General features: G+C 36.7%; 20 protein-coding genes. 11 read left to right on the forward strand and 9 right to left on the reverse strand.

The window, feature by feature from the left end; translation table 11 throughout:
* Positions 1–35: 35 nt before the first annotated feature.
* Complete coding sequence (nhaC, locus tag KHA87_RS16430; RefSeq protein WP_213095268.1) at positions 36–1433, reverse strand: Na+/H+ antiporter NhaC; 1398 nt, start codon at positions 1431–1433, stop codon at positions 36–38.
* A 475-nt stretch (positions 1434–1908) separates the two neighbouring features.
* Here nhaC and KHA87_RS16435 point away from each other — a divergent pair, with 475 nt between their 5' ends.
* The 5 genes from KHA87_RS16435 (at position 1909) to KHA87_RS16455 (ending at position 6327) form a co-directional block, all read left to right on the forward strand.
* Complete coding sequence (locus KHA87_RS16435; RefSeq protein WP_213095269.1) at positions 1909–2871, forward strand: sugar-binding transcriptional regulator; 963 nt, start codon at positions 1909–1911, stop codon at positions 2869–2871.
* Positions 2872–3057: 186 nt separating this feature from the next.
* Entirely contained in the window at positions 3058–3729 is a 672-nt protein-coding gene (gene deoC, locus KHA87_RS16440) for a deoxyribose-phosphate aldolase (RefSeq protein ID WP_213095270.1), read from the forward strand.
* A 126-nt stretch (positions 3730–3855) separates the two neighbouring features.
* On the forward strand, positions 3856–4254 hold the full coding sequence (locus tag KHA87_RS16445; RefSeq protein ID WP_213095271.1) for a cytidine deaminase: 399 nt from the start codon (positions 3856–3858) through the stop codon (positions 4252–4254).
* Between the two features lie 61 nt (positions 4255–4315).
* Complete coding sequence (locus KHA87_RS16450; protein ID WP_213095272.1) at positions 4316–5494, forward strand: NupC/NupG family nucleoside CNT transporter; 1179 nt, start codon at positions 4316–4318, stop codon at positions 5492–5494.
* Between the two features lie 200 nt (positions 5495–5694).
* Complete coding sequence (locus KHA87_RS16455; RefSeq protein WP_213095582.1) at positions 5695–6327, forward strand: AmiS/UreI family transporter; 633 nt, start codon at positions 5695–5697, stop codon at positions 6325–6327.
* A gap of 134 nt (positions 6328–6461) precedes the next feature.
* On the opposite strand, the gene KHA87_RS16460 is transcribed toward KHA87_RS16455, so the two are convergent.
* Positions 6462–7439 carry an aldo/keto reductase gene (locus KHA87_RS16460; RefSeq protein WP_213095273.1) on the reverse strand — a complete coding sequence of 326 codons (978 nt, stop codon included), beginning with the start codon at positions 7437–7439 and terminating at the stop codon, positions 6462–6464.
* A gap of 378 nt (positions 7440–7817) precedes the next feature.
* Here KHA87_RS16460 and rlmN point away from each other — a divergent pair, with 378 nt between their 5' ends.
* On the forward strand, positions 7818–8879 hold the full coding sequence (gene rlmN / locus KHA87_RS16465) for a dual-specificity RNA methyltransferase RlmN (RefSeq protein ID WP_213095274.1): 1062 nt from the start codon (positions 7818–7820) through the stop codon (positions 8877–8879).
* 37 nt (positions 8880–8916) lie between these two features.
* On the opposite strand, the gene yfkAB is transcribed toward rlmN, so the two are convergent.
* Complete coding sequence (gene yfkAB, locus KHA87_RS16470; protein ID WP_213095275.1) at positions 8917–10038, reverse strand: radical SAM/CxCxxxxC motif protein YfkAB; 1122 nt, start codon at positions 10036–10038, stop codon at positions 8917–8919.
* Positions 10039–10358: 320 nt separating this feature from the next.
* Between yfkAB and KHA87_RS16475 the strand changes: the two genes are divergently transcribed.
* The gene (locus KHA87_RS16475; RefSeq protein WP_213095276.1) at positions 10359–11771 is read left to right on the forward strand and encodes a LysM peptidoglycan-binding domain-containing protein; all 1413 of its coding nucleotides are present in this window, start codon (positions 10359–10361) and stop codon (positions 11769–11771) included.
* A 32-nt stretch (positions 11772–11803) separates the two neighbouring features.
* On the opposite strand, the gene KHA87_RS16480 is transcribed toward KHA87_RS16475, so the two are convergent.
* Complete coding sequence (locus KHA87_RS16480) at positions 11804–12340, reverse strand: ribonuclease H-like YkuK family protein (RefSeq protein ID WP_213095277.1); 537 nt, start codon at positions 12338–12340, stop codon at positions 11804–11806.
* Positions 12341–12503: 163 nt separating this feature from the next.
* Between KHA87_RS16480 and KHA87_RS16485 the strand changes: the two genes are divergently transcribed.
* On the forward strand, positions 12504–13151 hold the full coding sequence (locus KHA87_RS16485; RefSeq protein WP_213095278.1) for a hypothetical protein: 648 nt from the start codon (positions 12504–12506) through the stop codon (positions 13149–13151).
* A gap of 87 nt (positions 13152–13238) precedes the next feature.
* Here the strand turns inward: KHA87_RS16485 and KHA87_RS16490 are convergent, their stop codons facing one another.
* Positions 13239–14756, reverse strand: coding sequence for an acetyl-CoA hydrolase/transferase family protein (locus KHA87_RS16490; RefSeq protein ID WP_213095279.1), 1518 nt, complete (start codon positions 14754–14756; stop codon positions 13239–13241).
* A gap of 166 nt (positions 14757–14922) precedes the next feature.
* The gene (locus KHA87_RS16495; RefSeq protein WP_213095280.1) at positions 14923–15573 is read right to left on the reverse strand and encodes a LytTR family DNA-binding domain-containing protein; all 651 of its coding nucleotides are present in this window, start codon (positions 15571–15573) and stop codon (positions 14923–14925) included.
* A gap of 224 nt (positions 15574–15797) precedes the next feature.
* Between KHA87_RS16495 and KHA87_RS16500 the strand changes: the two genes are divergently transcribed.
* Complete coding sequence (locus KHA87_RS16500) at positions 15798–16043, forward strand: DUF3949 domain-containing protein (RefSeq protein WP_213095281.1); 246 nt, start codon at positions 15798–15800, stop codon at positions 16041–16043.
* Positions 16044–16106: 63 nt separating this feature from the next.
* Here the strand turns inward: KHA87_RS16500 and KHA87_RS16505 are convergent, their stop codons facing one another.
* Positions 16107–16634: a hypothetical protein gene (locus tag KHA87_RS16505; protein ID WP_213095282.1), complete on the reverse strand. Its 528-nt coding sequence runs from the start codon at positions 16632–16634 to the stop codon at positions 16107–16109.
* Between the two features lie 338 nt (positions 16635–16972).
* Between KHA87_RS16505 and KHA87_RS16510 the strand changes: the two genes are divergently transcribed.
* The gene (locus KHA87_RS16510) at positions 16973–17719 is read left to right on the forward strand and encodes a hypothetical protein (protein ID WP_213095283.1); all 747 of its coding nucleotides are present in this window, start codon (positions 16973–16975) and stop codon (positions 17717–17719) included.
* Positions 17720–17851: 132 nt separating this feature from the next.
* Positions 17852–18319 (forward strand): hypothetical protein, encoded by a 468-nt coding sequence (locus KHA87_RS16515; protein ID WP_213095284.1) that lies wholly within the window; start codon positions 17852–17854, stop codon positions 18317–18319.
* Between the two features lie 203 nt (positions 18320–18522).
* Here KHA87_RS16515 and KHA87_RS16520 read toward each other — a convergent pair whose 3' ends face one another.
* Together KHA87_RS16520 and KHA87_RS16525 are read right to left on the reverse strand one after the other, a co-directional pair.
* On the reverse strand, positions 18523–19941 hold the full coding sequence (locus tag KHA87_RS16520; RefSeq protein WP_213095285.1) for an amino acid permease: 1419 nt from the start codon (positions 19939–19941) through the stop codon (positions 18523–18525).
* A gap of 64 nt (positions 19942–20005) precedes the next feature.
* Positions 20006–21088 (reverse strand): aromatic ring-hydroxylating oxygenase subunit alpha, encoded by a 1083-nt coding sequence (locus tag KHA87_RS16525; protein WP_213095286.1) that lies wholly within the window; start codon positions 21086–21088, stop codon positions 20006–20008.
* Positions 21089–21137 lie beyond the last annotated feature (49 nt).

The following is a 21137-nucleotide window of genomic DNA, read 5'->3' on the forward strand; positions in this document are numbered from 1 at the left end:
ATGCATTTAATGCATACAAGCAGCATTTATGAGCATTAGGCGCTTAGTTTCTCTTCTTCCTTAATGGTCAATGTTTTTCCCGTAAAACCAAATAGAATGGTTAGGATCGGAGAAAGCAAACAGAAAAAGGAAAATGGAAGGTAATGAAGGGTATCTACCCCAAGAATATTGGTTAGAAACACTCCGCAAACGCTCCATGGCACGAGCGGATTCACAACGGTACCTGCATCTTCCAACACTCTTGAGAGATTCTTGTTTGCCAAACCAAGACGCTCAAACGGCCGTTGGAACGATTCTCCTGTTAATATAATTGATAGGTATTGCTCCCCAATAAAAATATTAACCCCTATTGCAGTTAAAGCAGCTGCCATTACAGTAGTTCCAATCTTAGTTAATACTTTTCCCAGTGATTGTAACAATACTGGAATAATTCCTAAGGTAAAGGCAAGTCCCCCCATACATAATGCCAGAATGACTAGAGAAATGGTAAACATCATACTATTTAATCCGCCCCTAGTGAGCAAACTGTCAATGACCTTGTTTCCGGTAGAAGAAACATAGCCATTAAAGAGAATTTGAAACAATTCCTTTCCAGTTGGATGGAAGTGAAAAAAAGAAAGAATAACTGCAAAAATAGAATTAAAGGCTAGCGTAATGAAAGCTGAAACCTTTTTATAGGCAAAAATGGCAAGCGCTACAACAGGAAGTAAGCTGTACCAATGGACTAATTGTGTTTCAGAAAGTACTTCTTGTAATCTTGCAATTCGATTAAAATCAACATTTGTTGCACTCGGTGAAAGTAAAGCATAAATCATAAAACTAATAATAAAAGCCGGAACGGTTGTCCAAGCCATATTGCGAATATGATCAAATAAATCCACCTTCATAATGGTCGATGCAATATTCGTTGTGTCCGATAATGGAGACATTTTATCTCCAAAAAACGCTCCTGATACAATCGCTCCTGCAGTAATCGCCAAGGATGCATCAAGTGCAGTTGCAATTCCGATAAAGGCAACTCCCAAAGTAGCCGATGTTGTTAAGGAACTGCCAATTGCAATGCCGACTATTGATGTAAGGACAAAGACGATGGCATAGAAAAAATGGCCAGTTATTACTTGGAATCCTCCAAATACTAGAGTAGGTATTGTCCCGCTAATCATCCATGTGGCGATTAATAATCCAATTAAGAAAAAGAGAAATATTGCTGGCAGACCAGTCTTTGCTCCTTTAACCATACTTTCTTCTAATTTCTTAAAGGGAACTTTTTGGATAAAGCCATAAATAATTAATAAAAATATCGATAATAAAATCGGGATATGCGGAGCTGCTGAGAATTTAATAATGCTGATACTAATCAACCCAACAATTAAAATGGCAAGGGTAAGTGCCTCCACTATGGTTGGGGTATAAGCTTTTTTCATTTGAAACATATTGATGCCCTCCTGATGTATAAAAATATAAAAAAGAGAGTCTCTATATCCCAATTAGGGACGAAGACTCTCCGCGGTACCACCCTAGTTAATGATGTTCATCATTCACTCTTTATTTTCCAAAACTTCTTCACGGTGTATTTCATTCTGCTTGTCGCCTGGATTTTCAGCCCCCCATCCAGTCTCTATTTGCTGCAATCAATAGAATTACTAAAGTCGTGATTTGGAATAAAAACTATTAACTTTTACACTTAAACGCTTTTAAGCTTTTATGCAATAAAGTAATTGATAACAAATATATCATGTTTTGAAAAATAATCAAGGGGAAATTTTTAGAAGGTACTCAACCTTGTTCCTATAAGATATTCACAAAGGTTTCCTGAACTAATAAAAGAATTACTTTTTACAGATGTTCATTCTTTCGACATAGTTTGCTAAAATAAAGATAAAGTACGTTCAAATCTGGAGGATGGGCATGGAACCAGAAAAACTTAAAAAGGTAATTGAGGCTGCGAGGCTTTATTACTTACTAGATTATAATCAACATCAGATTGCTGATAAATTAGGGATTTCGAGACCTACTGTATCAAGACTATTACAAATAGCAAAGAACGAAGGAATAGTCCAAATAAAAATTATGGATCCAAATGAAGATGTTGAACAATTATCCGTTCAACTTGAAAAAAAGTTCAACTTAAAAAAAGCAATTGTTGTGTCAGTCCCTCAATATGAAGACAATATTATTAAGAACTATATAGGGGAAAAAGCAGCTGTATATTTGCATGATATCGTGAAAGATGGCGATATTATCGGTGTTACCTGGGGAACCACCTTATACCATGTTGCCATTTCCCTTAAGCAAAAATTTGTGAAAGATGTGAAGGTTGTTCAATTAAAAGGTGGAATTAGTCATTCGGAAACAAACAACTATTCCTCGGAAATCTTATATCTGTTTGGAAAAGCATATAATACAAACCCTATACATTTGCCACTTCCGGCTATAGTTGATCATATTGTCGTAAAGCAAGCGATGGAAGCTGACCGACATATAAAAAAAGTGCTGGATACTGGGAAAGAGGCGAATATTGCAGTATTCACAATTGGACCAACAAAATCAGAGTCCCTTCTATTCCAACTCGGATATTTTTCAGAAGAGGATACTCGCATGATATGCTCTAAAGGAGCTGGAGATATTTGCTCCAGATTTTTTGATAAAGATGGTAACATTTTGAATGAAAACTTAAATAACAGGACATTAGGTATAGACTTAAAGGATTTAAAGCAAAAAGAATATTCTATCCTAGTAGCCGGTGGACCGCAAAAAATGGAGGGGATTTATGGTGCTCTCAAAGGCGGATATGCCAATGTAATCGTGATTGACCAATTTACAGCTAAGTTTTTGCTTGATAAACATGGGGACGGATCTCTTGTTTCGTAAATGAAACTAGAGATTTGTCCCCTTTGTTCATCTGGGAAAATTTACAATTTTACATTTGTTCAAATGATTATTTACATTTGTTCATTAAATTGATATATTACTTGTGTAAAGGTTTTCAAGTTTTTAAATGAAAAATCAATTTAAAGATAAATACGAACAACCATATATAGAAAGGAAGTATTTGATATGACTGGCTCGTTAGCACAAATGATTGATCATACCTTATTAAAAGCGGATGCGACAAAGGCAGAAATTCAAAAGTTAGCAGAGGAGGCAAAAGAATATTCATTTGCTTCTGTTTGTGTAAATCCAACTTGGGTAAAAACAGCTGCGGAAATTTTAAAAGATACTCCGGTTAAAGTTTGTACTGTTATCGGGTTTCCACTGGGAGCAACTACAACCGAGGTAAAGGCTTTTGAAGCAAAAAACGCCATTGAAAATGGTGCTACAGAAATTGATATGGTTATTAATATCGGTGCTTTAAAGGACAAGCAATTTGACGTAGTGGAAAAAGACATTAAAGCAGTTGTGGAAGCAGCAAAAGGCAAGGCTTTAACAAAAGTAATTATTGAAACTTCCCTTTTAACAAACGAAGAAAAGGAAATAGCAAGTGAATTATCTGTTAAAGCCGGTGCGGATTTTGTGAAGACATCAACTGGGTTTTCTACCGGTGGAGCAACAGTAGAGGACGTAGCATTAATGAGAAAGGTTGTCGGACCAACGATTGGCGTTAAAGCTTCTGGTGGTGTGAGAAGCTTAGAGGATGCAGAAAATATGGTCAATGCAGGTGCTACACGTATTGGCGCAAGCTCTGGTGTTGCCATTGTAAATGGTCAAACATCAACATCTTCTTATTAATTATAAAGTTAAAGTGTTGTTGGTACATCACTACAGGTGGTGGTACATATTTATTCGATTTGTACCACCACTCAAACTCAATTGACGACAAACATTAATAAATTTTTCCTGAGAGGAGAATGAAGTATGGATGTGAAATGGCTAGTAGAACAAGCGATAGAAGCAATGCAAAAAGCATATGTTCCATATTCATCATTTAAGGTTGGAGCTGCATTACTAACAGATGATAATAAGCTTTATCATGGCTGCAATATTGAAAACGCTTCATACGGTTTGACAAATTGTGCAGAAAGAACAGCGATTTTCAAGGCAGTATCAGAAGGAGACAAGCAATTTAAAGCGATTGCAATTGTTGGTGATACGGAAGGCCCTGTTTCTCCTTGTGGTGCCTGCCGACAAGTTATTGCAGAATTCTGTGATGCAAATACGAAGGTTATTTTAGCAAATTTACGTGGAGATTATGTAGAAACTTCTATTGATGAGCTTTTACCCGGTTATTTTTCTAAAAAAGATCTAGACAAATAAATTTCAATCATTTTGTAAACGTCATCATATAAACTAAACTTACAACTAGGAGAAGACAACCATGAAATATTTAATTTCTATTCTAGGTATTATCGTCGTCCTCGGACTAGCATTTTTGGCGAGTAATAACCGTAAAGGGATAAAATATAAACCGATTGCGATTATGATCGTAATTCAGTTAGCTTTGTCGTACTTATTATTAAATACTAAATTTGGTTTACTTATTATTAAGGGAATCGCAGATGTTTTCAGTAAGCTATTAGAATATGCAAACGATGGTGTATCGTTCGTTTTTGGCGGAATTGCTAACAAAGGGGAAGCTCCATTCTTCCTTAATGTCTTATTGCCAATTATCTTTATTTCTGTGCTAATAGGTATCTTTCAATATCTTAAAGTCCTTCCTTTTGTCATGAAATGGATCGGGCTATTGATTAGTAAAATTAACGGAATGGGAAAATTAGAGTCGTATAACGCTGTCGCCTCAGCGATGGTAGGACAATCAGAGGTTTTCATTACCGTTAAGAAACAATTACATCATTTACCGAAGCATCGATTGTATACTTTATGTGCATCCGCTATGTCCACGGTTTCTATGTCCATCGTTGGTGCATATATGACCATGATTGAGCCAAAATATGTCGTTACAGCTTTAGTTATCAATTTATTCGGTGGGTTTATTATTTCTTCCATCATTAACCCATATACAGTAGACAGCAAAGAAGATATATTAGAGATTCAAGAAGAAAAACAAAGCTTTTTTGAAATGCTTGGAGAATATATTTTAGATGGATTTAAAGTAGCGATTATCGTTGGTGCAATGCTGATAGGTTTTGTTGCATTAATGGCAGCCATTGATAATGTGTTTGATTTAATTTTCGGCGTTTCCTTCCAACAAATTTTAGGATATATCTTTGCACCAGTGGCATTTTTAATGGGTATACCGGGAGCGGAAATAGTAAAAGCAGGAGGCATTATGGCAACGAAGCTTGTGACTAATGAATTCGTGGCCATGATAGAGTTAACCAAAATTAAATCTGGTTTAAGTCCTCGTTCTCTTGGAATTATCTCTGTCTTCCTTGTATCTTTTGCAAACTTCTCCTCTATTGGAATTATTTCAGGAGCGGTGAAAGGCTTAAGTGAAAAGCAAGGAAATACAGTTGCCAGATTTGGATTAAAGCTTCTGTTCGGAGCAACATTGGTAAGTGTTTTATCAGCAATTATTGTCAGCTTTATTTTGTAATTAGACAATTTTAAACTTGTTAAATAATTTGTTGATGAAAAACTTTATGTTTATCTTTTGTAAAAGCGAGAAAGGCATTTCCTGCGAATCGTAGGATTTGCTTTTTCTTTTTGATTTTTAAAAGCGCGAGTGTTGTAACAATAAAAAAGCGAGGTGAAATAATGCAGTGAAGAACGTCAATGTTTTTAACTGCATTCAATATGGGTAATGTCGGTTTATTTTTATCTGGAGCAACATTATTTTTAAATAGTTTAATGTTACTGGGAAAAGCAGATAAAAAGAGTGTAGGAGTATTTAATTTGTTTGTAGGTTTTTTACAGATTGTTTTCCCACTATATTTAATTGCAATATCAGATCAAAATCATTGGACGATTTTTCATTTAGCCTGTGTATTCTTGTTCGGATTAACGTTTCTCTTTGTTGGAATCATTAATGTTACTGGAATAGATGGAAGTGGACTAGGTTGGTTTTCCCTTTGGGTAGCAATTATAGCCGTTGTATATATGGGGATTTACCTTATTCATGATCATGACATCATCAACACTATAACATGGGGAATGTGGGCATATTTATGGTTTTTATTCTTTTTATCCATGGCGCAAAATAAAAAAATAGATAGTTATATTGGCAAAATAGCATTTGTGCAGTCATGGATTACACTAACGATTCCTTCGATTTTTTCCTTAACAGGTGCGTGGAAAATCGAGTATGTTGAAAACATATGGATATTTGTTCAAGTGTTATCCATCATCTACTTCTGTGCTTGTACTGCAAAAATGATGATGGCAAACATGAAACGTCGGAAACAACAAGATATAACGGTTACACTTTAATGTGTAAAAACTCCGCTGCGGGGATGTAGAATGCAACGGAGTTTTTTTGTACCTTTCTTTTTATGACTTTTGACAAATATTGCTCACACGAAAAAAACTATCTTAATCCAATTAAAATCGAACTAAATAGAAATTTAAGGCATTGCGTTCCCACGGGAAGCAACATACAACGAATACCATTCTTCCCTTGTCATCAATTCAGACTGACGTACGGCATCTTCACAATTCTTTATACGTTCAGGGGTGGTCGTACCAATCACTGGCTGAATTTTTGCCGGATGTCGCATTAACCAGCCAAGTACAATTGCCTCTCGGGTGGTTTCTTTCTCCTGAGCCATTTTTATAACTAAATCTTTTGTCTTCACATCTGATTCTGTCAAACTTAAGCTTTCATTTCCAGTATAAATCCCTCTTGCCAATGGAGACCAAGCTTGTATTTGGATATCACTTACCATACTATATTCCATTAAGCCTTCTGCAAATCGTGTGCCAAGTCCAGCCTGTTGATTTACGAGGACTCCTTGTTCTATCCAGTCTAATTTATGTAAGCTCATTTCGAGTTGATTGACAATTAACGGTACATCACTATAGGCCTGAAGTAATTGAATTTGCCCCATATTCATATTGGAAACCCCAAAATGACGAACCTTTCCGGAAAGTTCAAGCTGTGCAAAGGCCTCTGCCACTTCCTCCGGCTCCATTAATGGGTCAGGTCGATGCAATAACAGCACATCTAAGTACTGGACACCAAGTCTTGTTAATATTCCATCGACAGAATTTAAGATATGCTGTTTGGAAAAATCATACCTTCCAGGTAAATGCTCATCTTGAAAACGAATGCCGCACTTACTCTGTATCACGATTTTCTCACGTAATTCAGGTTGTACTTTTAATATTTCGCCAAAAACTTTTTCTGCTTTGCCTCTGGTATAAATATCGGCATGATCAAACATTGTTATTCCTGCTGAGAGGGCAGCATCAACGGACTTTTCCCCTTTTATAATATCTTCTTTAGTAATGAGGCTATTATCCCAGCCGCCTCCAAATCCCATGCAGCCAAAAACCAATCTGCTGGATGAAACATTTCGCTTTTCAATCGGCATAATACGCATATAACGAAATTCCTCTTTTCATTTTTTATACTTTAGTCAATTTTATGAAAAAATCTACCATTCATGCAACTTAAATGGTCTGCATCTTGGACAAAAAGCCAATTACCTAATGGATTTCTCCTTCTTGCCGGACAACAGCATCTGAACTATCACGGTTTTTCCTTATTTCTATGACTATGAAATCAGTACGATAGAGTATCGTAGCACGAACACATTTGTTCCTGGTGCAATCATCCATTCCTATCATCATTTGGGGTGTTTATTTTCCGTGAAATATTGTTATAATAGACTTTTGAAAGATAATAGAAATTCATCATAGAATCATGTTAAAATAGATAGTACTGCAAAAAAATAAGCTCTCGAAAAGAGGTTTTATATATGAATAAACAATCCATTTACGGATTAACAATAGAACAGTTAACAGAATGGCTTTTGGAGCATGGCCAAAAAAAATTCCGTGCTACACAGGTGTGGGAATGGTTATATCAAAAACGTGTCACAAGTTTTGCGGAAATGACAAATATTAATAAAGATTGTCTTCAATTGTTGGAAGAACATTTCGAAATTGAAACATTAAACATCCAAATTAAGCAAGAATCAAAAGATGGAACAGTGAAACTTCTTTCTCAATTACGGGATGGAAACTTAATTGAGACGGTATTAATGAGACAAAAATATGGTCTATCCGTCTGTGTAACTACGCAGGTAGGCTGTAATATAGGATGCTCCTTCTGTGCCAGCGGTATTCTCAGAAAGAACCGCGACCTTGTAAGCGGTGAAATTGTTGAGCAGATTATGAAGGTGCAAAAGCATCTAGACGAAGCTGGAAAAGGCGAAAGGGTCAGTCATATTGTCGTAATGGGAATCGGTGAACCGTTTGACAACTTTGATAACCTAGTAAATTTCTTGAAAATCGTTAATAATGCAAAGGGTCTTGCAATCGGTGCTCGTCATATCACGGTTTCAACAAGTGGTCTTGCACCAAAAATATATGAATTCGCAGATCTTGATTTGCAGGTAAACTTAGCAATCTCCTTACATGCACCAAACAATGAGCTTCGTACACAAATTATGAAGATTAATCGTGCATATCCTTTAGAGAAGCTAATGCCTGCAATTGATTATTATTTAGAAAAAACTAATCGCCGTATTACCTTCGAATATATTTTATTAAATGATGTAAACGACCATAAAGAGGAAGCACTACAGCTTGCCAAACTGTTAAAGGATAAACGTCATCTTGCTTATGTGAACTTAATTCCATATAATCCAGTAAGTGAGCATATTCAATATAAACGCAGCTCCAAAGAATCCATTTTGGAATTCTATGATACATTGAAGAAAAACGGAATTAACTGCGTTGTAAGACAAGAGCATGGAACGGATATTGATGCTGCTTGTGGTCAGCTGCGAAGCAAACAATTGAAAAAAGCAAATTAAGAAATGGAGCTTGATATTCAAGCTCCATTTTTCTTTTTCATAGTCTAGATTTTCTCACAGTAAAATTGGTTTGTGGATAGTATTTATTTTTCACCAGAATATTAGGACCTAGGCATTGGACAGAGGGACAATGACAGTCTAGAGATTTTGCAATTGGCTGCTCCATCCACTTTTCGAACATGCTTGGAAGTGTATCATGTTGGATATTTCCAAGCGGTGCTGTATCACCAAAATCAGTAACAATGACATCTCCGCTAAAAATATTTACATTTAATCGAGAGCGTCCATCCGGATCATTTCGAACCGTTACGTTTTCACTTTTGTATAATCTTTGAAGCAATTTCAGGTCTTCCTCGTTTATACTGCATGGATAAAATGGAAGTGTTCCAAACAACATCCAAATGTCCTTTGAGCGAATATCGAGTAAATGATGTATGGCATCGCGCATTTCATTCAATGAAAGTACTTCGAGATTCTCAGCGAAATCACTTGGGTACATAGGGTGAATCTCATGTCTGGCACATTTCATTTCTTCGACTACTTGATGATGGATCTGCTCCAAATAGGGAAGCGTTCTTTTGTTTAACATTGTTTCTGCAGAGACCATAACACCTTCCTCCGCCAAGATTCGGCTGTTCTCAATCATTTGGTCGAATAACTTTTTTCGTTTTTCACGAGTTGGTTTTCTCAGCGCATTTGCAAAGCCTATGTCGATAAATTCATCTGCAGTTCCCCAATTGTGAGATATATGTAAAACATCTAAATACGGTGCGATTTTTAAATAGCGCTCTGTATCGAGGGTTAAATTAGAATTGATTTGTGTACGAACGCCTCTTTCATGTGCGTATTGTAATAAAGGAAGAACATAATTCTCGATAGATTTCTTTGAAAACATTGGTTCTCCACCAGTGATACTCAATGCACGTAAATAGGGTATATCCTCCAAGCGTTGGACTAATAACTTGAACGGTAATGCGTTTGGATCCTTTGGCTGAAGAGTATAGCCGACAGCACAATGTTCGCAACGCATATTGCATAAGGTGGTGGTGGTAAACTCAATATTAGATAATGTCAAGCGCCCGTGTTCTTTTACATCCAAGTAAGCTTCCCATGGATCAAAGTCCGGGCTAATAGATCTAGGGTTTGATGCGGTTTGCATAGAAAAGACTCCTCATTAGTAAATTATTACTTTAGCATTATCAAAAATGAAAAGCAAAATGTCAATGGATAATGAAAATATAGGAAGGTAATTAATTTTCAATTATTTTCATTTAAAAGATATTGTGGGCGAAAGGAATGAATGACAGGAGGGGGAAAAATATGAAATAGGCGTTTGCTTTTTATTAAGTTCTTTCCTATCTAATAACTTGAGGATTTGGTGCATCACATATGGAATGTGGTTATCCGAAAGCATTAAAGCATAATACTCCCTGTTATCGAATAGAATATACCGATAATTCAGGAAAGCGAGGTTGGAATGTGAGAATCCATGTAGTAAAAAGCGGGGACTCTATTTGGGAAATTTCCCGTCAATATGGAGTCAGCGCCAACCGAATGATTCAGATCAACGGACTTGAAAATCCGAATAGAGTAGTAGTTGGTCAGGCGCTTTTAATACCAGAACCTTATTTTCGGTATAGAGTTCGGCCTGGAGACACTATTGCAAAAATTGCAAATCAATTTGGAACAAGCATAAATGAAATTATGCAAATCAACCATCTAACCAATCCATCCAATATTTATCAAGGTCAACGACTAACCATTCCGGTTGTATTTCATCGGGTAGCAGAACATGAAAATTTGAATGAGATTGCAAGTAGGTATGGAACTACTGTTCAAGCTATCATGCAAATCAATAGACTTACAGACCCATCAAGAATATATCCAGGATGGATGCTAAGAATTCCTCAAAAGCCAAAGCCTGTTATCGATGTTAATGGTTTTACCAATGTATATGGCCAAACGGGGGGGCAAATTGTACGTGAGGTTGCCTATGATTTAACATACGTCAGCCCTTTCGGCTACAGAATGAAAGAAGACGGTACGTTAGAGCCCCTTGATGACAATCCTACTATTCAAGCCGCACAAGCAGCCAGAGTTGTTCCGATGATGTGTATCACCAATTTTTCCCCGACGGAAGCAGGAACCGGCCTTGCACATACTATTCTCTCGGATTCAACCCTAGTCGAAACACTACTAACAAATGTCATTAATACGATGAAAAGTAAAGGATATCGAGGATTAAATATCGATTTTGAAAATGTATCTCCTGAGGACCGAGAAAACTATAATCATTTCCTTGAAAGAGCGGTAGACCGTCTTCATCGCGAAGGCTATTTTGTTTCTTCATCGCTTGCCCCAAAAACTAGTCCAAATCAAAAGGGGCTGCTGGTGGAGGCTCATGATTATCCCGTTCACGGGAGACTTCTTGACTTCGTTGTACTGATGACGTATGAATGGGGCTATAGAAAAGGACCGCCACAGGCCATCTCACCGTTGAATCAAATTAAGCGTGTCGTAGATTATGCTATGTCCGTCATCCCTGCTAATAAAATTTTCATGGGATTTCAAATTTATGCGCGCGATTGGCTCCTACCTCATGTACAAGGTCAAGAAGCGGAAACATTTGATATGCAGGAAGCCATTAGAAGAGCTATTCATTATAACGCTCATATTCAATATGATGAGACAACACAGTCACCGTACTTTAGATATACGGATAATGAAGGACGAAATCATGAGGTTTGGTTTGAGGATGCCAGAAGTGCCGAAGCCAAGTTCAACCTTGTAAAACGCTATGGACTTAGGGGTGTAAGCTATTGGGTCCTAGGTTATCCATTCCCGCAAAATTGGGAGCTGCTTGCAGACTCTTTTATCATAAGAAAATTATAAATGGTATGGGCAACAATTACAGTTGCCTTTTTTTATTTTGTATACCGATTTGCATAACTTGAGGCCACAAAAGCATTTGGCTTAATTTTTGGTTCCACTCCCATTGACTCCATCCTTGCAACCATTTCTTTTACAAATTCACTTGTTTTGTTTCTCTTACCAGCACCGATATCAATATGTCCCTCCATAGTAAAAGTAGCTCCTTCATAGATGTATGGGAGTACAAGATTAATTAGCTGAGTTTTATGGTCCGCTGTAAATAAAGCAACAATTTCTTCGGTTAGAGAAAGCTCGTAGGAGATCCTTTCACGCAAATGAAGCATTTTTCTAGGAATCATAACTTTTCTAATACAAGCCCACACACCATTTCCCTCGTGCTGAATGACAATGCCAGTTATAAAAATGGTATGGTATTTATGAACCTGTGAATCGGTTCCAATCATTAACCGGTAATGGCCATTTGGATTTTGTTCCATGAACTTTAATATATGGTGAAAGACATCTTCAAAGGACATATTTGTCTCCTGTAGGTTTTGAAAAGGTGAGATACTTATTGAAGATGATTTCATTTTCATAACACCTGTCTTTCCAGAGAAAAGGATTTTGCAGCATCTTATCACATCATATGGCTGGCCTTTGACTGTCGTGCACAAGTATGGAGTTTACTAAAGTTGGAGTATTGTATTGTTTACCTTCTGTTTGGGGAAGATATCCAATACGGAGGGAAGTAATGTGACTCGTTTAACAGGGACAATTATATTCATTGGTGGAATACTTATCTTAATTGCAACGATCCTGCATCCTCCTTTAGTTAATCCATATGCTGGTAGAATAGCATTTCATGAGTTTAATCACTCCGGTATCTGGATGTGGGATCATATATTGATGTTGATCGGGATGTTTTTATGGTTGGGGGGGCTTGCTGGAAGCAGTTGCTTTATCAGCATGGAAAAAACGTCTCTTAGTAAAATAGGTTCGGCAATGTTTTATATTTCACTAAGTTTATGGATTATCGTACTTACGGCGGAATTAACAATATTACCGATTATTGGGGAGGAAGTGTTGAAAAATCAGCAGGAAATGCTGGTGAAGGTTTGGGAAGCCAATTTTTCCTTTGGATTATTAGCAGGGTATATTGCAGTTGCCTGCGGTTGGATAGGCATTATATTTTATGGTTTGGGAATCAAGCCTAATGGAAAGCCGTATTCGGTTTGGTTTAAAAATAGTTGTGTTTACAGTGGTATCATCGGTACTGCAGGAATATTTCTAACCTTTTGTTTTTTTAAGGCAGGGCTAATTCTTCTTCCTCTTACATCCGGCCCGGTATTTTTGTGGACTTTATGGTGGGGGTGGAAATTGGTTAAAGGTACAGTAAAATAGCAATTATTCACTTTAACAGAAAGTCTCGATGAAAATAAAAAACCTACCTCTCTTTATTTACTCGGAGGCAGGTTCATAATCTATTCTTTACACAAGCTCTGCTACCTTTTGCAGCATTGTTCCGTTCTTTTGATAATTGATGTGCCATGAGAATGCTTTTTCAAGTATATGTGGAGTTTGGCCGCCTAATGTTTTTGCTTCCTCAAAATACTCGCGAAGCTGTTCACGATATAGAGGATGTGCACAATTTTCGATTATTAGTTGTACACGTTCTGCAGGTGCTAATCCTCTTAAATCCGCATAGCCTTGCTCTGTCACGATAACATCCACGTCATGCTCGGTATGGTCCACATGTGGAACGAAAGGAACGATGCTAGATATATCTCCGTTTTTGGCAATCGACTTCGTAACGAAAATAGCTAGCCTTGCATTTCTGGCAAAGTCACCAGAACCCCCAATTCCGTTCATCATATGAGTGCCTTTGACATGGGTAGAATTGACATTTCCGTATATATCCACTTCTAAAGCTGTATTAATAGAAATCAAGCCTAAACGGCGAATAATCTCAGGATGGTTTGATATTTCTTGTGGTCTTAAAACAAGCTTGTCTTTATATTGATCAAGATTTGTATAGACCTGTTTCATTTTTTCATCCGAAAGTGTGATGGAGCAGCAGGAAGCAAAGCTTACTTTTCCTGCATCCATTAAATCAAAGACCGCATCCTGTAAGACTTCGGAATACACCTCTAAGTCAGTGAACTCTGATTCTACAAGACCGTGTAATACAGCATTTGCTACCGATCCAATTCCAGATTGTAATGGTGCCAGTTTTTTCGTCAATCTGCCTGCTTCCACTTCTTTTCTTAAGAAATTTATTAAATGGTTTGCCATTGTTTGTGTTTCTTCATCTGGCTGAACGATGGTCGAAGCAGAATCAATTTGATGTGTAAACACTATACCAGCAATTTTTTCCAAATCTACAGGAATTCCATTCGTCCCAATTCGGTCACTGACCTTTGTTAGAGGAATAGGATTTCTTTCCCCTTGCTTTCCTGGTTCATAAATATCATGAAGTCCTTCAAGACCTTGTGGCTGGGCAGTATTAATTTCAACAATAACCTGCTTTGCTTTTTCAACAAAGATAGAGGAATTTCCTACTGAAGTAGTAGGTATAATCATGCCATCCGCACTAATCGAAACCGCTTCCACAATTGCGTAATCAATCGGATTAAGAACATCTGCACGAATTGCTTCTGCCATATGAGATAAATGCTGATCTACAAAAAGCATTTCTCCTTTATTTATGCTATTACGCATCGTTTTGTCGGCTTGAAATGGCAATCGTTTATGCACTAAACCAACTTCCGCCATTAATTTATCAATATCCGAACCTAAGGAAGCCCCAGTGAAAATATTTACTTTCATAGGCTCCATTTTTGCTCTTTCAATTAATGCTGTCGGAACTGCCTTAGCATCTCCAGCTCTTGTAAAGCCGCTTAAGCCTAATGTCATACCGTCTTTTATCCAGGAAGCTGCTTCTTTTGCTGATACAATCCGGTCTATTAAACGAGCATCTCTTATATATTTAGAAGTATTTATTTCCATTTAAGGTCACCCTTTGTTCACTTTTTAAAAATTTTATCAATTAATGAACAAGGATTCATTAGTTTTGGTATGAAAGGGCTTTATTGCTGTTTAAAGCAGAAAATTTCTAACATGAGGCAGGAAGGACGGATGAAAAAAACAGCTTGTATTAGGTAATACAAACTGTTTAAAAGTGAAGTATCTTGCGAAATTGACTGGAGTACGTTTGACTAACGGGTATTCTAGTTCCATCCTTCATTAATAGCAAAAAGGTTGAATGAGAATCAGGATGGATTTCCGCAATATAATGAATATTAATAATATACGACCTGTGACACCGGATAAACAAATCGCTTGGAAGATAAAACTCTAACTCTGTTAAATTTAACTTATGCACACCCACCATATTTTCTGTGTGGATATTAGTTTTTCTACTTAAGGCTTCTAAAAACATTACCTGCTTAAATGGGACTGGATACCAACGATCATTCGCCTTTATCGTTAAAAAAGAGGTTGGAAATTCGAGCGGCCTTTTCGGTAAAATGGCCGTCACACAGCCTTGAACTCTTTCTCCATCAAATATCGGGACAGATATACCAAAATAGGGAATACCCAAAACATCCTTCTCAATGTAATCAGAAATCTTCTGGTGGATCGATAGAGCTTTAAATGATGCAGTGCCTTCACGAATCCTGTCACCGGGCTTTATTTTTAAATCGATTTCATTACTTGGCTGATAATATATATATTGCTGACTATTCGTCACAGCTATAGAAGTATACTTGGGAACCAAATCCTGCATAACTTCCATAATGGACAGAACTGTTTGCTGATCCACGTTGATCTACACCTTTCTTATCAATGCTGAATAAAAAACAACAAACTACAGCGCTTACAATCATTATACCATAATGTTATTATCTAGTGATCAGACACCACAAATGGATAAATTGGGAAATTGTCCTTATGTGGAGGGAATTAACAGTTTTTTGAATTTTTGAAACAAATCTATATTACAATCGTATATATACTAATAAATCCTTTTATAGGGGGAGAAGTGTAATGGGTATTATATTGACCGTGATCATTTCAGTATTAGTTTTATATTTTCTTGCCATGATTCCTTTGCAATACAATTATATTAAAGAAATGCAGGAAAAGAAGGTGAAAACCCAGCAAACAAATGAGGAAATCATTGATGACATGTCTTTTGAAGACCAACAGCTAACCTATAATTTGCAGGGGAATTTCTTTACCTTACCTTCAAGTATTGTTGCTTGGATAATTTATAAAATACGTAATCGTTGATGGAAGATATACTGCTCAATAATGAAGAGGAGAGGTTCCAATGGGGAATCTCCCTTATTAGTTTTAGGTAGTGATAGTAACGAGATTATTTTTCTCAAGAAGATTGCAAATTTCCTTTTCACACGTTTTTTCTATCAGGATGGTATAGTTTTGATGTGACTGATTCATCAGGGTTAATTCCCCATTTGGGTAATAACTATGAGATAAAGGCAACCACTCTAATTTAACCTTTTCTACATCTTCCCATGGAATAAAAATGTCTGCAATCGAAACTCCCTTTTTTCCAATCTTTCCATAGCGGAATAATGTCGGAAACAACCAATAACCTGCCATTGTGCTACCATATAGAAATAGCAAAGTTCGTAGATTAAAAAACCAAAGCGATAAAAGTACTAGAACCATATACAGTCCTAAGACAATAATATATATACGAGTATGCCACCATTTTCCCGTTCCTTTTACCCTGAAACTTCGCTCATGGACTGGTTCACATTTAATTCTTGTTCGACGAACACGAAAGAATTGGAAAATTAGATATAGGATAAAAATAGTTGCCAACAGATTAATGATAATGAGATATGTATTACTCATTATTACTCCCTCCCTTATGTTCTTTATTTAACCTTTTTTCTCATATCTTCTATACGATAAAACTTATCAAAAGTTGCATATGTCTTTCTTCAAGGTTCTCTTCTTCTTTTTGTAGTTTGATAAATCGTAAATCTTACACATTGTTTCGTTCGGATTTTAAATCGGTTGCTCCATATACGAAAGTATTTATCGAAACTAAGCCTAGGAAGAGAGTCCAAGGCTACTTGTTTTTTCTGTTATTTATTTCATTCCAATGAAATCCACCGTATTAATGTCTCCGAAATTAGATTCACCGCATAAAATATTACATTCTTAAAGAAAGGAAGGTGTTTTCTTAGGTGGGATTGTTTATTAATAAGAATGATCATCCAGAGGTTTTTCATAATCCGGGCAATATTCATGAATCAAATCAAGGGCTTGCGAAAATAGATTATTTATCAGAGGTAATTAAAGGACAGAAAGAGGCTTACGAATCATTGCAGGTTTCCTTTCATGATTTAAAACATCTACATCAACAACAGGAGAGTAATCAAATACATCAATGGAAAGATATCGGAGGCCAGCTAAAGGAGCTACAGGAGAATCACCAACAACAAAAGGAATTTGAATGTCATGTGATGGAGTGGCTAATAAAATTAGATAATGAAAATAGAAAGCTGCAAGGTATGATAGAAAATGAAGATCAATTAAAACAGAAGATGATAGAGCAAATCCATATCGTAAGTCAATCTAACCTGGAATTAATGACCAGACTCGCACAATATGAATCATCTAACCAAGCTCTTGCGCAAAAAATAAACGAACAGCTTGAACGTCATCAGCAAATGTCTGAGCAATTTTCGAGGCAGGAAGATATTCAAAATGAATTATTAACTCGATTGGATAACCAAGAAGCATTAACAGAAAAAATTCTAAGACAAATTAACCATATTCGTTCCATATTATTCGAAAGAACGAATTATTTAGCTGAAAAAATTGAGAATGGCTATAAGATCACCTCTTCCTATGTTTATAAATTAATGACAGGGTCCGACAAACCACTAACTCTTTTGATGATGAATCAAAAGGAAGAGGAGCATCGATAACTGGTGTCAGGCACCCAGAGGTGTCTGACACCAATTGTTATTTAAGAGCAAGTTTGCTATATTATCTATGGAAATCTCAAAAGAATTCCCCTCAGGATTCCAAAAAGGAATTTAGATTAAGGAGTTAAGATGATGAGCAAATTAGAAGACCTACAAGTAGAACTGTCCAATTTAAAGGAAATAAACCACAAACATTTTGAAAATAACATCCTCCCTGGATTAAAATTAAAAGTGAAAGAGTTTTTATATGCCTTTGAAGACTATTTCAGAGAAAGAGGATTTGTCGTTAAAAAGGATCAAAATACTATACGTGTGGCATATGATTCCCTTGAATTCTCCGCAATTGCAAATGAACAAAATGATATTTTTATTATGAAAGAAAGAGAGCAAATTGCATCTATTTCGGTAAAATATAAAAAAGCGAAAATGAATTTGCACCTTGTTCCTTCAGACCCTGCTGACCAGCTGGCAATGGAAATAGAAAAACAGCGAGTTATGATGAGAGATCTTGAAAATCCTCAATTTTATTACACAGGCAGTGAATTCGGTTATCAATACGAGACCCCAATGTCTGTGCTGGAAAGTATTTTTTATGTGTAGGACTATAATAAAGTCAGCAATATAAGAACATAGAATGGAGGTATACAACCTGATTTTTATGTTCTTTTTTGCTTAGAATAAAAGTATTCATTTTTTCTTATTCTCCCCAAAAAATACATCATGGGTATAGACCAACTCTATCAATTTCAATTTCCTAAAGAAAAAGAAGAAGAATATCAAAACGTTATTTTTCTTCTTTTGTATTAAATTTCATCCTCTGAAAACGGAATCGGTTCCATATCTGAATGGTTCATCTTTCTTCTTGTAAAAACAAAATAATAATATAAATAACAAACTAGAACAAATCCAAACCCCCAGTAAAGTGAAGTTCGCTGCGTTGGGTCAAATGCAGTGAAAACAAAGATAGCCAGGCACATAACAATACAAAGGATAGGAAAAAAAGGATATAGCCGAACTCTAAATTTTAAATCCTCCATTTTTCCTCCTGCCTTTACAAATTTCCCCCTGAAGCGTAATTGTGCAACTGCTATTGCTAGCCAAGTAAGTGTTCCCCCGACACCACTTATGGCTAGTAAGACGACAAACAAGGTATTTGCAGCCACAATGCTAGTTAATAAGGAAAGTAATGCAAATCCAAGTGTTATTAATAATGCATAGGATGGAACACCACGTTTATTCAGCTTTGCGAAAATGGATGGTGCCATCCCACTTTCGGAAAGAGAATACAAAATTCTGGTACATGCAAATAAGCCAGTATTACCTACGGAAAGGATAGCGGTTAAAATGACGAAATTCATGATATCCGCAGCATATGGAATCCCAATCATATCGAATACAGTGACAAACGGACTTTCCAATACTCCTGCTTTCTGCCAAGGGACGAGAGCAGATAAGACAAAAATAGCAAGAACATAAAAAATTAATACGCGGAATACGATATTACGAATTGCTTTCGGGATATTCTTCTCCGGTTCTTCTGTTTCCCCTGCAGCAACACCCATAATTTCTGAGCCTTGAAAGGCATATATAACGGTCATCATCGAAATGAAAACCCCCACCATACCAGCTGGAAATAATCCATCCCCGATAAAATTGGACATAAAAGGAGCTGGGTGACTATGCATAGGAATAACGCCGAAAATAGCTCCAAAGCCAATGATGATAAAGAGTATTACCGTCAGCACCTTAATGCCGGCAAACCAATACTCTGTTTCAGCAAAACTGCGTGTAGTAAGCGAGTTAATGGAAAAAAGAATGATAACGAATAATGCACACCAGATCCAGACAGGGACATCAGGAAACCAGCGTTTCATTAGAACGCCGGCAGCTACAAATTCAAGTCCAACGTATAATGCCCAGCTTAACCAATATATCCACCCAATGACAAAACCTGTTGCAGGACCAATAAATCGGGTGGCATGTGCTTGAAAGGATCCTGAAACCGGCATCACTACTGATAATTCTCCCAGACATACCATTGCTAAATACATAAGTAGACCACCGACTAAATAAGCCAAAATGGCACCAGCAGGACCCGCCTCCCCGATTGCATAGCCTGATCCTAAAAATAGCCCAGTTCCAATAATGCCTCCTAAGGACATCATGAATAAGTGCCGGCTCTTCATTGTTCTTTTCAATTTCGATTGATTCTCATGGCCCATATTCTTTCACCTATCTTCCAATACATTATTTTTATTCAGGAAGCGCTTACAAAAAAAGTACGATTTATTTTCCCTCTGCTAAAGGTAAAACCTTTTCTAAATCACGTTGTAAAAGTAAGTGAAAATGATGTACTAAATTCTCAGTAAGGGAAAATCTGCCTTGTGAATATGCCCCCGTCTCGATTCCCTTTTGAACGGTCTCGCAGATATCTAAATCCTCTTTTCGAACTAATTGGTCAATGGCCATTAGCTCTTCTTCTTCCTGGGTTACTTCTTCCGTCATAAAAAAAGTTGTGTATACATACTTTGTAGTTTTGTTATCGATCGGTATGGATTGATGGATAGATAGATTAGCAGGCCCTGGGTCAAAGGAAAACCATGTATTCGGATACAGCCAATAATATCGTCCTCCCTTCCCTAAAGGAAAATCACTGTTCATTCCTTTAAGAGGGGTACTTTGATAGGAATAGTTATCATGCATCACGTATTCGTATTGATTCATATCAACCTTTGAAACGAGTGCTTTATGGACAATGGAACAATGATCGCATTCAAGATAATTATCAATGCCAATCTTCCAATTTGATTTGCAAATCGTTTCCTTTACGCGAGCTTTTTTCAAATCTCCAAGATTATTTTCTTTAACATGATGAAATAAATCTGGAAATTGAGTGGCAAGCGGGAGTGCTTCTGGATCAAGATTGACAAATATAAAGGATTCAAAGATTTCTAGGTTTACTTTTTTTAAACAAAAATCCTGATGATCAAAATTGTCCACTCCCTTCATATTAGGAGCCTTATTCAAAGTTCCATCTAAATAATAGGACCATGCATGATAAGGGCAAACGAGGAGCGGCTTATTTCCTTCCCCCTCCACTAGTTTCGAGGCGCGATGTGAGCAAACATTATAAAAGGCTCGGATTTCCCTATCCTGTCCACAAATAACAATGATTGGTTTATCAGCTACTTCGGTCGCAATATAATCCCCTGGGTTAGTAAATTGGCTGGTATGACCAACATATTGCCATGTCTTGCTAAAAATCTCCTTTTTTTCTATCTCTAACACATCAGGGTTTGTATATAGCCAGGATGGTAGAGTATGAGCTTCACTTAACTTTTCGCTAACACGGTGAGTTATTTTTTTCAATCGAATACCCTCCTTTTAAAAATCAGAAAATTAGTAAAATTATATGAAA

Origin of the sequence: Bacillus sp. FJAT-49736 (genome assembly GCF_018343615.1) — a bacterium.
Lineage (GTDB): Bacteria > Bacillota > Bacilli > Bacillales > Bacillaceae_C > Margalitia.